Below are 17,047 nucleotides of genomic sequence, written 5' to 3'. Positions count from 1 at the left end.
ATTGTGCAGCCGCCGGCGCTTGCCTGGCCGTTGAAGGCTCGGTTAAGCCTGTTCCCGTTCGACCGTTCCGTGTGCTGATGTTTCCGGGACCTCCATCGAATAGAGGACCCCGTCGCTCCAGACCTGGGCGATCTTGCCCCAGGCGCAGGCTGAAGCGACGTCGGGAAAGAACCCGCGCCCATGGTGATTGGCGCTGGTGTTGCAGAGCACGGGCAGCCCCGTCAGGCGTTCGAATTCGATGAGCAGCCTGGCGACGGGATGATCCAGATCCCGCCCAACGGTTTGCAACCGCGCCGTGCCGTCCAGATGCACGACAGCGGGGATTCTGTCCAACCAGTCCGGGCGGGTCTGATGGTCGAACAGCATATACGGATCAGGCAATCCCGGCTCGAACAGTTCCGGGGCCCTGTCGGCCAAGCAGATCGGCGCGACCGGGCGGAAGCGTTCGCGTAGTTTCAGATCGTTGAGCAGATCTTTCATGTGCGGAGAGACCGGCGAAGCCAGGATGCTCCTCGAACCCAAGGCGCGCGGCCCCAATTCGGCTCGGCCGGTCAGGAAGACGACCGGCGCGCCATCAATGAGCCGCCGCGCCAGCTCCGGCAGATCGCAGGGCGCGCTTCGCCATCCCTCCTGCGGCGCTTGGCTGGCCACGAGCGCGGGCCCGCTGTAGACGCTCCATTCCAGCGGCTGCAGCCCCACGGCCGAGATCATGCCGCAGCAAGCCGCTCCGATCGCCGAGCCGCTGTCGTTGGGAAAAGGCGGCACCCAGACCTCTTCAAACCGCCCTGTTTCGCGGATCGCGCTGTTCCATTTAATATTAAGCGCGCAGCCGCCCACCACGCAAATACGCTTGGGCAGGTCAGGCGCATGCTCCTCGACCGCGGCCACCAGGTGCGAAACAAGCTTGCGCTCGAGAAAGACATGGAAGGACGCCAGGACGTCGTCGTCGTCCTCCTCGGCGAGCGCCTGGGCGCAGGCGCGCATGTACTCGTGCAAATAGGGCAAGGAGGGCTCCAGTCCCATTCCAGCGCCCACCACCTGCTCGCGATAGAGCCGTGCGGCCTCAGATTCGGAAGAGAAGCGTTCCTGGTAGAGGCGTTCTAGGATGGCGACGATGTCGTCGCGCGCGGAGCCCATGGCGATATAGGCCATCAGCTTGCCAGCAACGCCCAGGTCGGTCGCTCTGGGAGAATAGGTGTCGCGCTTGTAGGGGCCGAAATGTTGGCCTGCAGCCGCATAAGCGTGGCCGATCAGGGGAAACAGGCTTTTGACCAACGTGACGGAGCCGACCTCCGGGTCGACGAAGTAAAGCCGTGGGAAGATCGATCCATCCCAGACAAGGCAATAGGCTGACAGCCCTTGTTTGGCGAAATCGCTCGTGCAGTAGGCGGAACTGATGTGACCGGCCACGTGAGGATAGCTGACGAACTCGAACTTTTGGCCGTCCATCACCAGACCCGCGCCGGTAAGCGGCTCCATGACGTTGCGCCCCGAGGCCTCGATATAGGGTGCGGCGCATAGCGTGATCGGCTGCCCGGAACTGAGCAACGGTATTTTGGAGTGCTGGTCCCCGTCCCAGCCGTCGACGACGAACTGATCGATATCATCCAGCCTATAGCCGAACTGGGCCAAGGTTTGGCTGACGACATCCAGTTCCCGGATGGGTTGATACCGCCGATTGTTGCCAAGCTTTTCCTGCTCGACGCTGAAGATGAGCCGGCCATCTTCGACCAGGGCGATCGCGCCGTCATGCGTGACCTTCAGGCCGCAAATTCGCATCCCTCACCCCCAAGTGCGTTATGGGCTACACTTTCGTCGAAGATGGATAGATTTAACACCAGACCCAGATCCCACCATGCCGCACGATTGATCGACAATGCAAGTCAATTTAGATAAATCCTAGTCGCGCAAATCGCCAATGTAGAGTCACGCTGACAGGGCGCCTCGAATGCAGCTTTCAATCGACGCACGCTTGCGCCGTACTCCGGCTTGCACCGTCATCATCCCCACCTACAACCGCCGCGCCCTCCTGCAGCGCACGTTGGATCAACTTGCCCGCCAACGTCTGCCGGGCGACACCTTCGAGGTCCTTGTCGTGGACGACGGCTCGTCGGATGGCACCGAAGAGACTGTCGCCGACTTCCGGGATCGGTTGGACGTGCGCTATTTTTGGCAGCCTGATGAGGGATTCCGGGCTGGGGCGGCGCGCAATCTTGGCTTGGCCCGCGCCCGGGCCCCGGTGACGCTGTTTCTGGATTGCGGCGTCTTGGCCCACTCCAATTGTATCCGCGCGCACCTTGCGAGCCATGACGCGGCCGCCGCGCAGGGCTTGCCGGCGGCGGTCGTTGGCTATGTCCTGTGCTTCGACGACGAAAACCAGACCTCTAGGGAGATTGTCGCGGAACTGCGAGACGCCGATATCGATCGATATGTCGAGATGGCGCACGGGCGATTTTCGCGCGCCGACGTTCGCGAGCATATCTACGCGCTATGCCATGACGATCTGTCGTTGCTCGACGCGCCCTGGGTGGTGTTCTGGACCTGCAACGTGTCGGTACGAACCCGCGACCTCCTCGATCAGGGGGGCTTTGACGAGGCGTTCAGGACCTGGGGCGCGGAGGACGTGGAGTTGGGCTATCGGCTCCACAAAGCCGGTATTGGGCTACGGCTGTCGCGGCAAGCCTTGGCCGTCCACCACCCTCACCCCTTCGATGCCGACGCCAAGCGTGCGGGCGCGCTGGCGAACTATAGGTATTTCGCCCGCAAGCATGGGATATCGCTAACCAAGGCGCTGACGGGAGACATGCTGGCGGACCACTACCGCCGGCGACAGGCCGATCAGGCCAAAGCCATTCCCAAGAGCGTCCGTTAGAAGCTTCCGCGTGGAAATCCGCGCCTGACCTCAAAGCGCTCCCCCGTTGGAAAGGCGGTGTGGCGTTGGAGGAAGTCGACCAGTTCCCTGGCCAGGGTCTCGGGATTTTCCACAACGACGGCATGGCCTGCGCCTGGAATGGTCTTTAGCTCTCCGCGCAGCAGCCGCTCGGCTGTTTCCACGGCCGCCTGGGGCGGGAAGACGGCCGAGCCCGCTCCGCGCACGACCAGGGTCGGGCACTGGATCTCGCGCAGCGCCGCGCGGATCGAGGTTTCGTCCACGATCTTGTTGGCGAAGGCGATCAGCTTGGGATCACATTTCGAATAGAGCGCGCCGTCGCGGGCGCGCAGACTTTGGGTGGCGATCATGTCCAGAAGGCGTGGATCGGTCAGAGGTCGACTCGCCGCGAACCAAGAGGCGTAGTCTGCGTAGGTCGCGAACGGTTTGAAGCTCTCGATGAAGTCGGCTAGGGCGCGATCTTGACCGGTCTCCGACAGATTGATCCCAAAATCCACCAGGGCCATGGCCGAGACCCGGCTAGGCATTCGGGCGGCGAGGATGCAGCCGATGCGCGCGCCCAGAGAATGGCCGACGAGGGCGAAGCGCTCGACGCCCAGACCAGACATCAGGTCGTCGAAGTCCGAAACGTAGTCTTCAAGATCGTATCGTCCGGATGGGTCCCACGCGGATTCGCCATGGCCCCGTAGGTCGACGGTGATCAGACTCCAGCTCTGCGGCATGGCGCGCGCCAGGTCGCGCCAGACGTAGGATCCTTCCCCAAAGCCGTGGATCGCCAAGCAGGTTTGCCCGCCGCCCGATCCATAGCGTCTTAGGGCCAGGTTGATCCCGGCGAGCGTTGTTATGGTCAGAGAGGACGATTCTGGCGTGATCATCACGTTACCTCTTGGGAATCGGGCAGCAGGTCGTAGCGCTGAAGCTTGGCGTGGAGATCGCGTGTCATCCTCTGGGCCAGCTGGCGCACGGTGGGGGCCTCGAAGAAGGCGCGCACCGGCAGCTCCACCTGCAGGGCCTCGCGCACCCGCGAGACCACCTGGGTGGCCAGCAGCGAGTGGCCGCCCAGGTCGAAGAAGTTGTCCTGCGCCCCCACCCGGTCCAGCCGAAGGGTCTCGGCCCAGATCGCCGCCAGCGCCTCCTCCAGGGGCGTGCTGGGAACGACATAGTCGCCGATCAGCTCGGGCCGCTCCTCGGGCGCGGGCAGCGCCTGGCGGTCGACCTTGCCGTTGGCCGTCAGCGGCAGCTGGTCCAGGGCCAGGATCGCCGAGGGGGTCATGTAGTCGGGGACCTTGGCCTTGAGCGCCTCGCGCAGCCGCGCCCCCAGCTGCTGGGTCAGCTGGCCCAGCAGCGGGTCGTTGACATGCTCGCTCCACGCCCCGGCCGGCTCGGCCGGAAGGTCCAGCGGCGTCTGGACCTGGCCCGGGTCGACCAGCTCCACGTCGAACCGCCCCTCCCCGCCGCCGCTCCAGCTGATCTGCGCCTGGTAACCGCGCGCCTGGGCCAGCGCCCAGAACGCCTCGGGGTCCTGGCCTCGGGCCGGATGGGCCTTGAGCGCCTCGCGCAGCTGCGCCACGCTGGCGTTCTCCTCCATCGTCTCCATCAGCCGCGCGGCCGCCGCGTCCTGGGCCAGGCGATGGTTGGCCACCCCGCGCACCCGCACCCGCGCCGGACGATGCTGCGCCAGCTGCTCGTCCAGCCGCTCCAGCGCCTGATCGTCGCCTTCCAGCTCCACGGCCGCGTAGCGCGCCTGCTCCTGGCGGCTGAGGATCACGTCGTAGCGATAGCCCGTCAGCTCGTTGACGTACCGCCCCCGCTTGAGCAGGGCCCGCACCTGGCCCACCCCCAGCTGCTCGCGCGCGGCCTCGAAGAAGCCCGGAGCCACCAGCAGCTCCTTGTCCTGGGCCATGGCCCGCGCCACCCGCGCCTTGAGCCGCCCAACGCTCAGCCCCGCCGGGGCCTTGTCCAGCTGCACCGAGGCGTGGAACGCCTTGATCAGGTCCAGCTGGCGAACGTCGCCCACGAACACCTGGCCTTGCGGCCCCACCAGATCCAGCGCCTGGGACAGCACCGACAGCAGGTACTCCCCGTCAGGGAAGTACTGGATGATCGAGTTGAGCACGACCGTGTCGAACGCCCCCGCCTCCCAGCCCTCGAACTGGGTGGCCTCGCGCCGCAGCAGCCGCACGTGCGACAGCGCCGGCTGCTCGTCCAGCCACCGCTGCAGCCCGCCCAGGGCCGCGGCCGAGATGTCCGTGCCCGTATAGTCCCGGCCCGCCGCCAGGTGCTCCAGCAAAAGCCCCACCCCGCAGCCGATCTCCAGGATCGCCCCAGGCTCCAGGTCCTGGATCCGCTCCAGGGTCTGGTCGCGCCACTCGCGCATCTGCTCCAACGGGATCGCCGCCCCGGTATAGCTGCTGTTCCAGCCCCGGAAGCTGGGCGCGGCCGCCGTCTCGCTGGCCCCGTAGGCGTCGTCGAACAGCGTCTCCCACTGCTCGACGTTCTCCTCGCGCGCCTCCTCGTAGGCCTGGGCGTGGGCCGCCTTCAGCCCCTGGGCCTCGGCCACCACATAGGCCACCAGCCGCTTGTCCCCCGGCGCGTCCTCGCGCACCACGGCCACGGCCTGGGCCACCCCGGGCTGCTCCAGCAGCACCGCCTCCACCTCGCCAAGCTCGATGCGGTGGCCCCGCACCTTGACCTGGTGGTCCAGCCGCCCCAGGAACTCCAGCTCACCGCCCTGGCGCCAGCGCACCAGGTCGCCGGTCCGGTAGAGCCGCGAGCCGGCCGGGCCATACGGGTTGGCCACGAACCGCTCGGCCGTCAGGCCAGGCCGCCCCAGATAACCCCGCGCCAGCCCATCGCCGGCGATGTAGAGCTCGCCCGCAACCCCAATCGGCGCCAGGCCAAGCTCCCCGTCCAGCACGTAAACCTGCGTGTTGGCGATCGGACGACCGATCGGAACCGTCGCCGTGGTCACGGAGGCCACGTCGTAATAGGTGGAGAAGGTGGTGACTTCGGTGGGCCCGTACACGTGGGTCAGCCGGGCCGGCGGTCCGTTGGCCAGGATGCGCGCCACGCTGTCGGGGTCAACAGCCTCGCCGCCGAACATCAACGATCGCAGACCCGCAAAGCCGTCCGGCGTATTGCGCGCCACCAGATTGGCCAAGGCGGTCGTGACGAACGCCACGCTCACCCGCTCGCGCTTGAGCGCTTCGGCCAGACCGCGCGGCGAGAGCGCTTCGTTGCGTGGGATGATCACCACGGCCGCGCCACGGAGCAGCGGGGCGAAGATCTCAAAGGTCGCCGCGTCGAACGACAGGGTCGCCAACTGGCCGACGCGATCATCGGCTTCCAGATCCGCGTAGGTGATGTCGCAGACCAGGCGCGCGATGGCGCGATGGGCCACCGCCGCGCCCTTGGGCGATCCGGTCGAGCCGGAGGTGTAGATCACATAGGCCAGGTTGAGCGGGCCCGCGGCCGGCGGCGGGGCCTGGTCGGACCGCGCCGCGATCGCCTGGGCCTCCTCGTCCAGCAGCACGGGCAGCACGCCATAGGCTGGAAGCCCGTCGGCGATGGCCTGGGTGGTGATCACCACCATCGCCCCGGCGTCGTCGAGCATGAACCGCAGCCGCTCGGCCGGATAGTCGGGATCCAGCGGCAGGTAGGCCCCGCCGGCCTTGAGGATGGCCAGCAGCCCCACCACCATCTCGAACGAGCGCTCCAGGCACAGCCCCACCACCACCTCGGGACCCACGCCCCGGGCCTTCAGGTGCCAGGCCAGCTGGTTGGACCGCGCCTCCAGCTCCCCGTAGCTCATCGTCGCCTCGCCCAGCGCCAGGGCCGTGGCCTGGGGCGCGCGCCCCGCCTGCTCGGAGAACAGCGCATGGACAGGCCGATCGCGCGGATAGTCCGACGCCGTGGCGTTCCACTCCACCGCCAGGCGCCGGGCCTGCTCGCTCCCCAGCACCGGCAGGGCCGACAGCGCCTGGTCCGGATCGCCCAGCGCCCCCTCCAGCAGGCAGGTCAGCCCCTCCAGCAGCCGCTCGATCGTCGAGGCCTCGTAGAGGTCGGTGGCGTACTCGAAGAAGCCCCAGAGCGCATCGTTCTCGAACAGATGCAGGGCCAGGTCGAACTTGGCGGTGACATGCTCGCCGCCCGCCCGCTTGAGCGTGAGCCCCTCCAGACGCAGGCCTTCCTCGGGCACGTTGTGCAGGGCTACGACCACCTGGACCAGGGGATGGCGTCCCAGATCCCGTTCGGGGGCCAGCTCGGCCACCAGCTTCTCGAACGGCAGGTCCTGGTGGGCGTAGGCCCCCAGGGTGGTCTCCTTGACCCGGCCCAGCAGCGTGCGGAAGCTGGGATCGCCCGACAGGTCCGTGCGCAGGGCCAGGGTGTTGACGAAGAACCCCACCAGCGGCTCCAGCTCGCGCCGGTCGCGACCGGCGATCGCCGAGCCCACCACCACGTCCGTCTGGCCGCTCCAGCGGCTGACCAGCACCTGGAAGGCGGCCAGGAACACCATGAACGGGGTCACCCCCTCACGCCGCGCCAGCTCCCGCACCCCCTCCGACAGCGTCCCGGGCAGGGTGAACGGCAAGGCCGCCCCCCGGAAGCTCTCCACCGGCGGCCGCGGCCGGTCGGTGGGCAGCTCCAGCACCGGCGGAGCCCCCGCCAGGCGCTCGCGCCAATAGGCCAGCTGACGCTCCAGCGCCTCGTCGCGCAGCCACTGACGCTGCCACAGCGCATAGTCGGCGTACTGCACCTCCAGCGGCGCCAGCGGCGAGGGCCGACCCTCCAGGAACGCCTCGTACAGCGCCCCAAGCTCGCGCGGGATGATCCCCAGCAGCGACCAGCCGTCCGACAGGATGTGGTGCATGCTCATCAGCAGCACGTGGTCCTGCGGACCAAGCCGCAGCAGCTCGGCCCGGAACAGCGGTCCCCGCTCCAGGTCGAACGGCCGCTCGATCTCGGCCTGCTGCAGCGCCTGGGCCTTGGCCTCGCGCGCGTCCGCCTCCAGCCCGCCAAGGTCCCTGACCGTCAGCTCGAACGGCCCAGGCGGGTCGATCACCTGCACCGGCTCGCCGTCCCGCACCGCAAAGCGCGTGCGCAACGGCTCGTGGCGCGCCACCAGCGCCCCAAGGCTGGCCTCCAGCGCCCCCACGTCCAGCGGGCCTTCCAGCCGCAGGAAGTTGGGCATGGTGTAGGACGTGCCCACCCCAAGCTGCTCGAGGAACCAAAGTCGCTCCTGGGCGAACGACAGCGGCAGACGCTCCGGACGCGCCTGGCGCGTCAGCGGCGGACGGCTCAGGCCCTCCTGCTCCTTCTGGGCGACCTCCACCCTCTGGGCCAGCTGGCGCACGGTGGGGGCCTCGAAGAAGGCGCGCACCGGCAGCTCCACCTGCAGGGCCTCGCGCACCCGCGAGACCACCTGGGTGGCCAGCAGCGAGTGGCCGCCCAGGTCGAAGAAGTTGTCCTGCGCCCCCACCCGGTCCAGCCGAAGGGTCTCGGCCCAGATCGCCGCCAGCGCCTCCTCCAGGGGCGTGCTGGGAACGACATAGTCGCCGATCAGCTCGGGCCGCTCCTCGGGCGCGGGCAGCGCCTGGCGGTCGACCTTGCCGTTGGCCGTCAGCGGCAGCTGGTCCAGGGCCAGGATCGCCGAGGGGGTCATGTAGTCGGGGACCTTGGCCTTGAGCGCCTCGCGCAGCCGCGCCCCCAGCTGCTGGGTCAGCTGGCCCAGCAGCGGGTCGTTGACATGCTCGCTCCACGCCCCGGCCGGCTCGGCCGGAAGGTCCAGCGGCGTCTGGACCTGGCCCGGGTCGACCAGCTCCACGTCGAACCGCCCCTCCCCGCCGCCGCTCCAGCTGATCTGCGCCTGGTAACCGCGCGCCTGGGCCAGCGCCCAGAACGCCTCGGGGTCCTGGCCTCGGGCCGGATGGGCCTTGAGCGCCTCGCGCAGCTGCGCCACGCTGGCGTTCTCCTCCATCGTCTCCATCAGCCGCGCGGCCGCCGCGTCCTGGGCCAGGCGATGGTTGGCCACCCCGCGCACCCGCACCCGCGCCGGACGATGCTGCGCCAGCTGCTCGTCCAGCCGCTCCAGCGCCTGATCGTCGCCTTCCAGCTCCACGGCCGCGTAGCGCGCCTGCTCCTGGCGGCTGAGGATCACGTCGTAGCGATAGCCCGTCAGCTCGTTGACGTACCGCCCCCGCTTGAGCAGGGCCCGCACCTGGCCCACCCCCAGCTGCTCGCGCGCGGCCTCGAAGAAGCCCGGAGCCACCAGCAGCTCCTTGTCCTGGGCCATGGCCCGCGCCACCCGCGCCTTGAGCCGCCCAACGCTCAGCCCCGCCGGGGCCTTGTCCAGCTGCACCGAGGCGTGGAACGCCTTGATCAGGTCCAGCTGGCGAACGTCGCCCACGAACACCTGGCCTTGCGGCCCCACCAGATCCAGCGCCTGGGACAGCACCGACAGCAGGTACTCCCCGTCAGGGAAGTACTGGATGATCGAGTTGAGCACGACCGTGTCGAACGCCCCCGCCTCCCAGCCCTCGAACTGGGTGGCCTCGCGCCGCAGCAGCCGCACGTGCGACAGCGCCGGCTGCTCGTCCAGCCACCGCTGCAGCCCGCCCAGGGCCGCGGCCGAGATGTCCGTGCCCGTATAGTCCCGGCCCGCCGCCAGGTGCTCCAGCAAAAGCCCCACCCCGCAGCCGATCTCCAGGATCGCCCCAGGCTCCAGGTCCTGGATCCGCTCCAGGGTCTGGTCGCGCCACTCGCGCATCTGCTCCAACGGGATCGCCGCCCCGGTATAGCTGCTGTTCCAGCCCCGGAAGCTGGGCGCGGCCGCCGTCTCGCTGGCCCCGTAGGCGTCGTCGAACAGCGTCTCCCACTGCTCGACGTTCTCCTCGCGCGCCTCCTCGTAGGCCTGGGCGTGGGCCGCCTTCAGCCCCTGGGCCTCGGCCACCACATAGGCCACCAGCCGCTTGTCCCCCGGCGCGTCCTCGCGCACCACGGCCACGGCCTGGGCCACCCCGGGCTGCTCCAGCAGCACCGCCTCCACCTCGCCAAGCTCGATGCGGTGGCCCCGCACCTTGACCTGGTGGTCCAGCCGCCCCAGGAACTCCAGCTCACCGCCCTGGCGCCAGCGCACCAGGTCGCCGGTCCGGTAGAGCCGCGAGCCGGCCGGGCCATACGGGTTGGCCACGAACCGCTCGGCCGTCAGGCCAGGCCGCCCCAGATAACCCCGCGCCAGCCCATCGCCGGCGATGTAGAGCTCGCCCGCAACCCCGATCGGCGCCAGGCCAAGCTCCCCGTCCAGCACGTAAACCTGCGTGTTGGCGATCGGACGACCGATCGGAACCGTCGCCGTGGTCAGCTCGCCCACCGCATGGACCGTGCTGTAGGTGGTGCCTTCGGTGGGGCCATAGCCGTTGATCAGCCGGCCAGGGCCGATGGCCTCCACGATCTGGCGCGCGTGCGACGGCGAGAGCGCGTCTCCGCCCGTCAGGACCTGGCGCACGCCGCCCAGGATGGAGATGTCCTCTTCAACCACCCGATGGAGCAGGCCCGTGGTCAACAGGGGAAGGTCCACGCCCTGGGTGGTCATCACCTGCCGCAACTGGCCGATGTCGATCGGGCCGGGCGGCTGGAGGACCAGGCGAGCGCCGTGCAGCAACGCGCCCCACAGCTCAAAGGTGGCCGCATCGAAGGTCAGCGGCGAGATCAGCAGCAGCGTGCGCTCGCGCGCCAGATCGGCGTAGTCCGCGCCCAGCACCAGCCGGGCGATGTTGCGGTGGACGGTCCCCACGCCCTTGGGCGATCCGGTCGAGCCGGAGGTGTAGATCACATAGGCCAGGTTGAGCGGGCCCGCGGCCGGCGGCGGGGCCTGGTCGGGCCGCGCCGCGATCGCCTGGGCCTCCTCGTCCAGCAGCACCGCCGGGCCTTCCAGCCCCAGCCCCGACCATAGCGGGCCCGCGCTCAGGGTCAGGGCCGCCCCGGCGTCGTCGAGCATGAACGCTAGCCGCTCGGCCGGATAGTCGGGGTCCAGCGGCAGGTAGGCCCCGCCGGCCTTGAGGATGGCCAGCAGCCCCACCACCATCTCGAACGAGCGCTCCAGGCACAGCCCCACCACCACCTCGGGACCCACGCCCCGGGCCTTCAGGTGCCAGGCCAGCTGGTTGGACCGCGCCTCCAGCTCCCCGTAGCTCATCGTCGCCTCGCCCAGCGCCAGGGCCGTGGCCTGGGGCGCGCGCCCCGCCTGCTCGGAGAACAGCGCATGGACAGGCCGATCGCGCGGATAGTCCGACGCCGTGGCGTTCCACTCCACCGCCAGGCGCCGGGCCTGCTCGCTCCCCAGCACCGGCAGGGCCGACAGCGCCTGGTCCGGATCGCCCAGCGCCCCCTCCAGCAGGCAGGTCAGCCCCTCCAGCAGCCGCTCGATCGTCGAGGCCTCGTAGAGGTCGGTGGCGTACTCGAAGAAGCCGTCGATCCCCAGCCCCTCGAACAGGTGCAGCTCCAGATCGAACTTGGCCGTCGTGATCCGCCCGCCGGCCGGCTTGAGGGTCAGGCCCGCCAGCTCCAGCTGATCCTGCGGCACGTTGTGCATGCCGATCATCACCTGCACGATCGGGTGGCGTCCCAGATCCCGTTCGGGGGCCAGCTCGGCCACCAGCTTCTCGAACGGCAGGTCCTGGTGGGCGTAGGCCCCCAGGGTGGTCTCCTTGACCCGGCCCAGCAGCGTGCGGAAGCTGGGATCGCCCGACAGGTCCGTGCGCAGGGCCAGGGTGTTGACGAAGAACCCCACCAGCGGCTCCAGCTCGCGCCGGTCGCGACCGGCGATCGCCGAGCCCACCACCACGTCCGTCTGGCCGCTCCAGCGGCTGACCAGCACCTGGAAGGCGGCCAGGAACACCATGAACGGGGTCACCCCCTCACGCCGCGCCAGCTCCCGCACCCCCTCCGACAGCGTCCCGGGCAGGGTGAACGGCAAGGCCGCCCCCCGGAAGCTCTCCACCGGCGGCCGCGGCCGGTCGGTGGGCAGCTCCAGCACCGGCGGAGCCCCCGCCAGGCGCTCGCGCCAATAGGCCAGCTGACGCTCCAGCGCCTCGTCGCGCAGCCACTGACGCTGCCACAGCGCATAGTCGGCGTACTGCACCTCCAGCGGCGCCAGCGGCGAGGGCCGACCCTCCAGGAACGCCTCGTACAGCGCCCCAAGCTCGCGCGGGATGATCCCCAGCAGCGACCAGCCGTCCGACAGGATGTGGTGCATGCTCATCAGCAGCACGTGGTCCTGCGGACCAAGCCGCAGCAGCTCGGCCCGGAACAGCGGTCCCCGCTCCAGGTCGAACGGCCGCTCGATCTCGGCCTGCTGCAGCGCCTGGGCCTTGGCCTCGCGCGCGTCCGCCTCCAGCCCGCCAAGGTCCCTGACCGTCAGCTCGAACGGCCCAGGCGGGTCGATCACCTGCACCGGCTCGCCGTCCCGCACCGCAAAGCGCGTGCGCAACGGCTCGTGGCGCGCCACCAGCGCCCCAAGGCTGGCCTCCAGCGCCCCCACGTCCAGCGGGCCTTCCAGCCGCAGGAAGTTGGGCATGGTGTAGGACGTGCCCACCCCAAGCTGCTCGAGGAACCAAAGTCGCTCCTGGGCGAACGACAGCGGCAGACGCTCCGGACGCGCCTGGCGCGTCAGCGGCGGACGGCTCAGGCCCTCCTGCTCCTTCTGGGCGACCTCCACCCTCTGGGCCAGCTGGCGCACGGTGGGGGCCTCGAAGAAGGCGCGCACCGGCAGCTCCACCTGCAGGGCCTCGCGCACCCGCGAGACCACCTGGGTGGCCAGCAGCGAGTGGCCGCCCAGGTCGAAGAAGTTGTCCTGCGCCCCCACCCGGTCCAGCCGAAGGGTCTCGGCCCAGATCGCCGCCAGCGCCTCCTCCAGGGGCGTGCTGGGAACGACATAGTCGCCGATCAGCTCGGGCCGCTCCTCGGGCGCGGGCAGCGCCTGGCGGTCGACCTTGCCGCTGGCCGTCAGCGGCAGCTGGTCCAGCACCACGATCGCCGAGGGCACCATGTAGCCGGGACTGCGGGCCCGGACCCGGGCGCGCAGGTCGCCCGCGTCCAGGTCGCGGCCCACCACATAGGCTGTCAGCCGCCTGTCCCCCGGCGCGTCCTCGCGCACCACGGCCACGGCCTGGGCCACCCCGGGCTGCTCCAGCAGCACCGCCTCCACCTCGCCAAGCTCGATGCGGTGGCCCCGCACCTTGACCTGGTGGTCCAGCCGCCCCAGGAACTCCAGCTCACCGCCCTGGCGCCAGCGCACCAGGTCGCCGGTCCGGTAGAGCCGCGAGCCGGCCGGGCCGTACGGGTTGGCCACGAACCGCTCGGCCGTCAGGCCAGGCCGCCCCAGATAACCCCGCGCCAGCCCATCGCCGGCGATGTAGAGCTCGCCCGCAACCCCAATCGGCGCCAGGCCAAGCTCCCCGTCCAGCACATAGAGCTGGACGTTGGCGATCGGACGGCCGATCGGCGCATGGCGCTCGACCCCGTCCGACGGCAGCACGAAGGCCGACACCACGTGGCTTTCGGCGGGTCCATAATGGTTGATCAGCCGCGCCTGGCTGGCGGCGATCATCTCCAGGATGGCGGCGTTGGCCACCAGCGCCTCGCCGGCCTGGTAGACCTCGCTCAGCGCCAGGTCGGGACGCGAGCGCCGCCAGGCCAGGGCCAGTTGCTCAAGCAGGACCTGCGGGCAGAACAGGTGACGCACCCCCCAGCGGTCCAGGCACTCCACCAGCCGTTCGGGATCCTGGCGGATGGCCGCGTCGACCAGCACCAGGCGCGCCCCGCGGGTCAGGGCCAGGAAGATCTCCTGCACCGAGACGTCGAAGTGCAGCGGGGTCAGTTGCAGAACCGGCCCCACCGAGGCGGGATAGGCCATGGCCGGGGCGGTGAGCAGGTTGACGATCGCCCCGTGGGTCATCCCCACGCCCTTGGGCGATCCGGTCGAGCCGGAGGTGTAGATCACATAGGCCAGGTTGAGCGGGCCCGCGGCCGGCGGCGGGGCCTGGTCGGGCCGCGCCGCGATCGCCTGGGCCTCCTCGTCCAGCAGCACCGCCGGGCCTTCCAGCCCCAGCCCCGACCATAGCGGGCCCGCGCTCAGGGTCAGGGCCGCCCCGGCGTCCGCCAGCATGAACGCCAGCCGCTCGGCCGGATAGTCGGGGTCCAGCGGCAGGTAGGCCCCGCCAGCCTTGAGGATGGCCAGCAGCCCCACCACCATCTCGAACGAGCGCTCCAGGCACAGCCCCACCACCACCTCGGGACCCACGCCCCGGGCCTTCAGGTGCCAGGCCAGCTGGTTGGACCGCGCCTCCAGCTCCCCGTAGCTCATCGTCGCCTCGCCCAGCGCCAGGGCCGTGGCCTGGGGCGCGCGCCCCGCCTGCTCGGAGAACAGCGCATGGACGGGCCGATCGCGCGGATAGTCCGACGCCGTGGCGTTCCACTCCACCGCCAGGCGCCGGGCCTGCTCGCTCCCCAGCACCGGCAGGGCCGACAGCGCCTGGTCCGGATCGCCCAGCGCCCCCTCCAGCAGGCAGGTCAGCCCCTCCAGCAGCCGCTCGATCGTCGAGGCCTCGTAGAGGTCGGTGGCGTACTCGAAGAAGCCGTCGATCCCCAGCCCCTCGAACAGGTGCAGCTCCAGATCGAACTTGGCCGTCGTGATCCGCCCGCCCACCTGGTTCCAGCTGAGATCGCGAAGCTCCAGATCCTCGTGCGGGACGTTGTTGAACGTCACCATCGTCTGGAAGATCGGATGACGTCCCAGATCCCGTTCGGGGGCCAGCTCGGCCACCAGCTTCTCGAACGGCAGGTCCTGGTGGGCGTAGGCCCCCAGGGTGGTCTCCTTGACCCGGCCCAGCAGCGTGCGGAAGCTGGGATCGCCCGACAGGTCCGTGCGCAGGGCCAGGGTGTTGACGAAGAACCCCACCAGCGGCTCCAGCTCGCGCCGGTCGCGACCGGCGATCGCCGAGCCCACCACCACGTCCGTCTGGCCGCTCCAGCGGCTGACCAGCACCTGGAAGGCGGCCAGGAACACCATGAACGGGGTCACCCCCTCACGCCGCGCCAGCTCCCGCACCCCCTCCGACAGCGTCCCGGGCAGGGTGAACGGCAAGGCCGCCCCCCGGAAGCTCTCCACCGGCGGCCGCGGCCGGTCGGTGGGCAGCTCCAGCACCGGCGGAGCCCCCGCCAGGCGCTCGCGCCAATAGGCCAGCTGACGCTCCAGCGCCTCGTCGCGCAGCCACTGACGCTGCCACAGCGCATAGTCGGCGTACTGCACCTCCAGCGGCGCCAGCGGCGAGGGCCGACCCTCCAGGAACGCCTCGTACAGCGCCCCAAGCTCGCGCGGGATGATCCCCAGCAGCGACCAGCCGTCCGACAGGATGTGGTGCATGCTCATCAGCAGCACGTGGTCCTGCGGACCAAGCCGCAGCAGCTCGGCCCGGAACAGCGGTCCCCGCTCCAGGTCGAACGGCCGCTCGATCTCGGCCTGCTGCAGCGCCTGGGCCTTGGCCTCGCGCGCGTCCGCCTCCAGCCCGCCAAGGTCCCTGACCGTCAGCTCGAACGGCCCAGGCGGGTCGATCACCTGCACCGGCTCGCCGTCCCGCACCGCAAAGCGCGTGCGCAACGGCTCGTGGCGCGCCACCAGCGCCCCAAGGCTGGCCTCCAGCGCCCCCACGTCCAGCGGGCCTTCCAGCCGCAGGAAGTTGGGCATGGTGTAGGACGTGCCCACCCCAAGCTGCTCGAGGAACCAAAGTCGCTCCTGGGCGAACGACAGCGGCAGACGCTCCGGACGCGCCTGGCGCGTCAGCGGCGGACGGCTCAGGCCCTCCTGCTCCTTCTGGGCGACCTCCACCCTCTGGGCCAGCTGGCGCACGGTGGGGGCCTCGAAGAAGGCGCGCACCGGCAGCTCCACCTGCAGGGCCTCGCGCACCCGCGAGACCACCTGGGTGGCCAGCAGCGAGTGGCCGCCCAGGTCGAAGAAGTTGTCCTGCGCCCCCACCCGGTCCAGCCGAAGGGTCTCGGCCCAGATCGCCGCCAGCGCCTCCTCCAGGGGCGTGCTGGGAACGACATAGTCGCCGATCAGCTCGGGCCGCTCCTCGGGCGCGGGCAGCGCCTGGCGGTCGACCTTGCCGTTGGCCGTCAGCGGCAGCTGGTCCAGGGCCAGGATCGCCGAGGGGGTCATGTAGTCGGGGACCTTGGCCTTGAGCGCCTCGCGCAGCCGCGCCCCCAGCTGCTGGGTCAGCTGGCCCAGCAGCGGGTCGTTGACATGCTCGCTCCACGCCCCGGCCGGCTCGGCCGGAAGGTCCAGCGGCGTCTGGACCTGGCCCGGGTCGACCAGCTCCACGTCGAACCGCCCCTCCCCGCCGCCGCTCCAGCTGATCTGCGCCTGGTAACCGCGCGCCTGGGCCAGCGCCCAGAACGCCTCGGGGTCCTGGCCTCGGGCCGGATGGGCCTTGAGCGCCTCGCGCAGCTGCGCCACGCTGGCGTTCTCCTCCATCGTCTCCATCAGCCGCGCGGCCGCCGCGTCCTGGGCCAGGCGATGGTTGGCCACCCCGCGCACCCGCACCCGCGCCGGACGATGCTGCGCCAGCTGCTCGTCCAGCCGCTCCAGCGCCTGATCGTCGCCTTCCAGCTCCACGGCCGCGTAGCGCGCCTGCTCCTGGCGGCTGAGGATCACGTCGTAGCGATAGCCCGTCAGCTCGTTGACGTACCGCCCCCGCTTGAGCAGGGCCCGCACCTGGCCCACCCCCAGCTGCTCGCGCGCGGCCTCGAAGAAGCCCGGAGCCACCAGCAGCTCCTTGTCCTGGGCCATGGCCCGCGCCACCCGCGCCTTGAGCCGCCCAACGCTCAGCCCCGCCGGGGCCTTGTCCAGCTGCACCGAGGCGTGGAACGCCTTGATCAGGTCCAGCTGGCGAACGTCGCCCACGAACACCTGGCCTTGCGGCCCCACCAGATCCAGCGCCTGGGACAGCACCGACAGCAGGTACTCCCCGTCAGGGAAGTACTGGATGATCGAGTTGAGCACGACCGTGTCGAACGCCCCCGCCTCCCAGCCCTCGAACTGGGTGGCCTCGCGCCGCAGCAGCCGCACGTGCGACAGCGCCGGCTGCTCGTCCAGCCACCGCT

The 17,047-nt window shown here is 70.2% G+C and carries 4 protein-coding genes (1 of these 4 only partly in view); 1 reads left to right on the top strand and 3 read right to left on the bottom strand.

Features of this window, described 5'->3' with window-relative positions; translation table 11 throughout:
- Positions 1 to 42 precede the first annotated feature (42 nt).
- Positions 43 to 1,779: a carbamoyltransferase N-terminal domain-containing protein gene (locus G3M57_RS09905; RefSeq protein WP_163230245.1), complete on the bottom strand. Its 1,737-nt coding sequence runs from the start codon at positions 1,777 to 1,779 to the stop codon at positions 43 to 45.
- 169 nt (positions 1,780 to 1,948) lie between these two features.
- Here G3M57_RS09905 and G3M57_RS09900 point away from each other — a divergent pair, with 169 nt between their 5' ends.
- Positions 1,949 to 2,872: a glycosyltransferase gene (locus G3M57_RS09900; RefSeq protein WP_163230243.1), complete on the top strand. Its 924-nt coding sequence runs from the start codon at positions 1,949 to 1,951 to the stop codon at positions 2,870 to 2,872.
- Here the strand turns inward: G3M57_RS09900 and G3M57_RS09895 are convergent.
- Both G3M57_RS09895 and G3M57_RS09890 read right to left on the bottom strand, forming a co-directional pair.
- Entirely contained in the window at positions 2,869 to 3,765 is an 897-nt protein-coding gene (locus G3M57_RS09895) for an alpha/beta fold hydrolase (RefSeq protein WP_163230241.1), read from the bottom strand. The two genes, G3M57_RS09900 and G3M57_RS09895, sit on opposite strands and share 4 nt — an antisense overlap.
- A protein-coding gene (locus G3M57_RS09890) for a non-ribosomal peptide synthetase (RefSeq protein ID WP_163230239.1) crosses the window boundary here: on the bottom strand, positions 3,765 to 17,047 show its 3' portion. 3,169 nt of this gene lie beyond the right edge of the window; the window shows 13,283 of its 16,452 coding nt (coding positions 3,170-16,452); the start codon falls outside the window, past its right edge — the gene reads right to left on this strand; the stop codon is at positions 3,765 to 3,767. The genes G3M57_RS09895 and G3M57_RS09890 overlap by 1 nt, the downstream gene beginning before the upstream one ends.

Source organism: Caulobacter rhizosphaerae, from assembly GCF_010977555.1.
GTDB classification, from domain to species: Bacteria; Pseudomonadota; Alphaproteobacteria; order Caulobacterales; family Caulobacteraceae; genus Caulobacter; species Caulobacter rhizosphaerae.
This window is presented reverse-complemented; position numbering and strand designations above follow the sequence as displayed.

Coding starts and splice junctions, on each gene's coding strand:
- G3M57_RS09905 (WP_163230245.1), bottom strand. CDS start 1,779: ATGCGAATTTGCGGCCTGAAGGTCACGCATGACGGCGCGATCGCCCTG.
- G3M57_RS09900 (WP_163230243.1), top strand. CDS start 1,949: ATGCAGCTTTCAATCGACGCACGCTTGCGCCGTACTCCGGCTTGCACC.
- G3M57_RS09895 (WP_163230241.1), bottom strand. CDS start 3,765: ATGATCACGCCAGAATCGTCCTCTCTGACCATAACAACGCTCGCCGGG.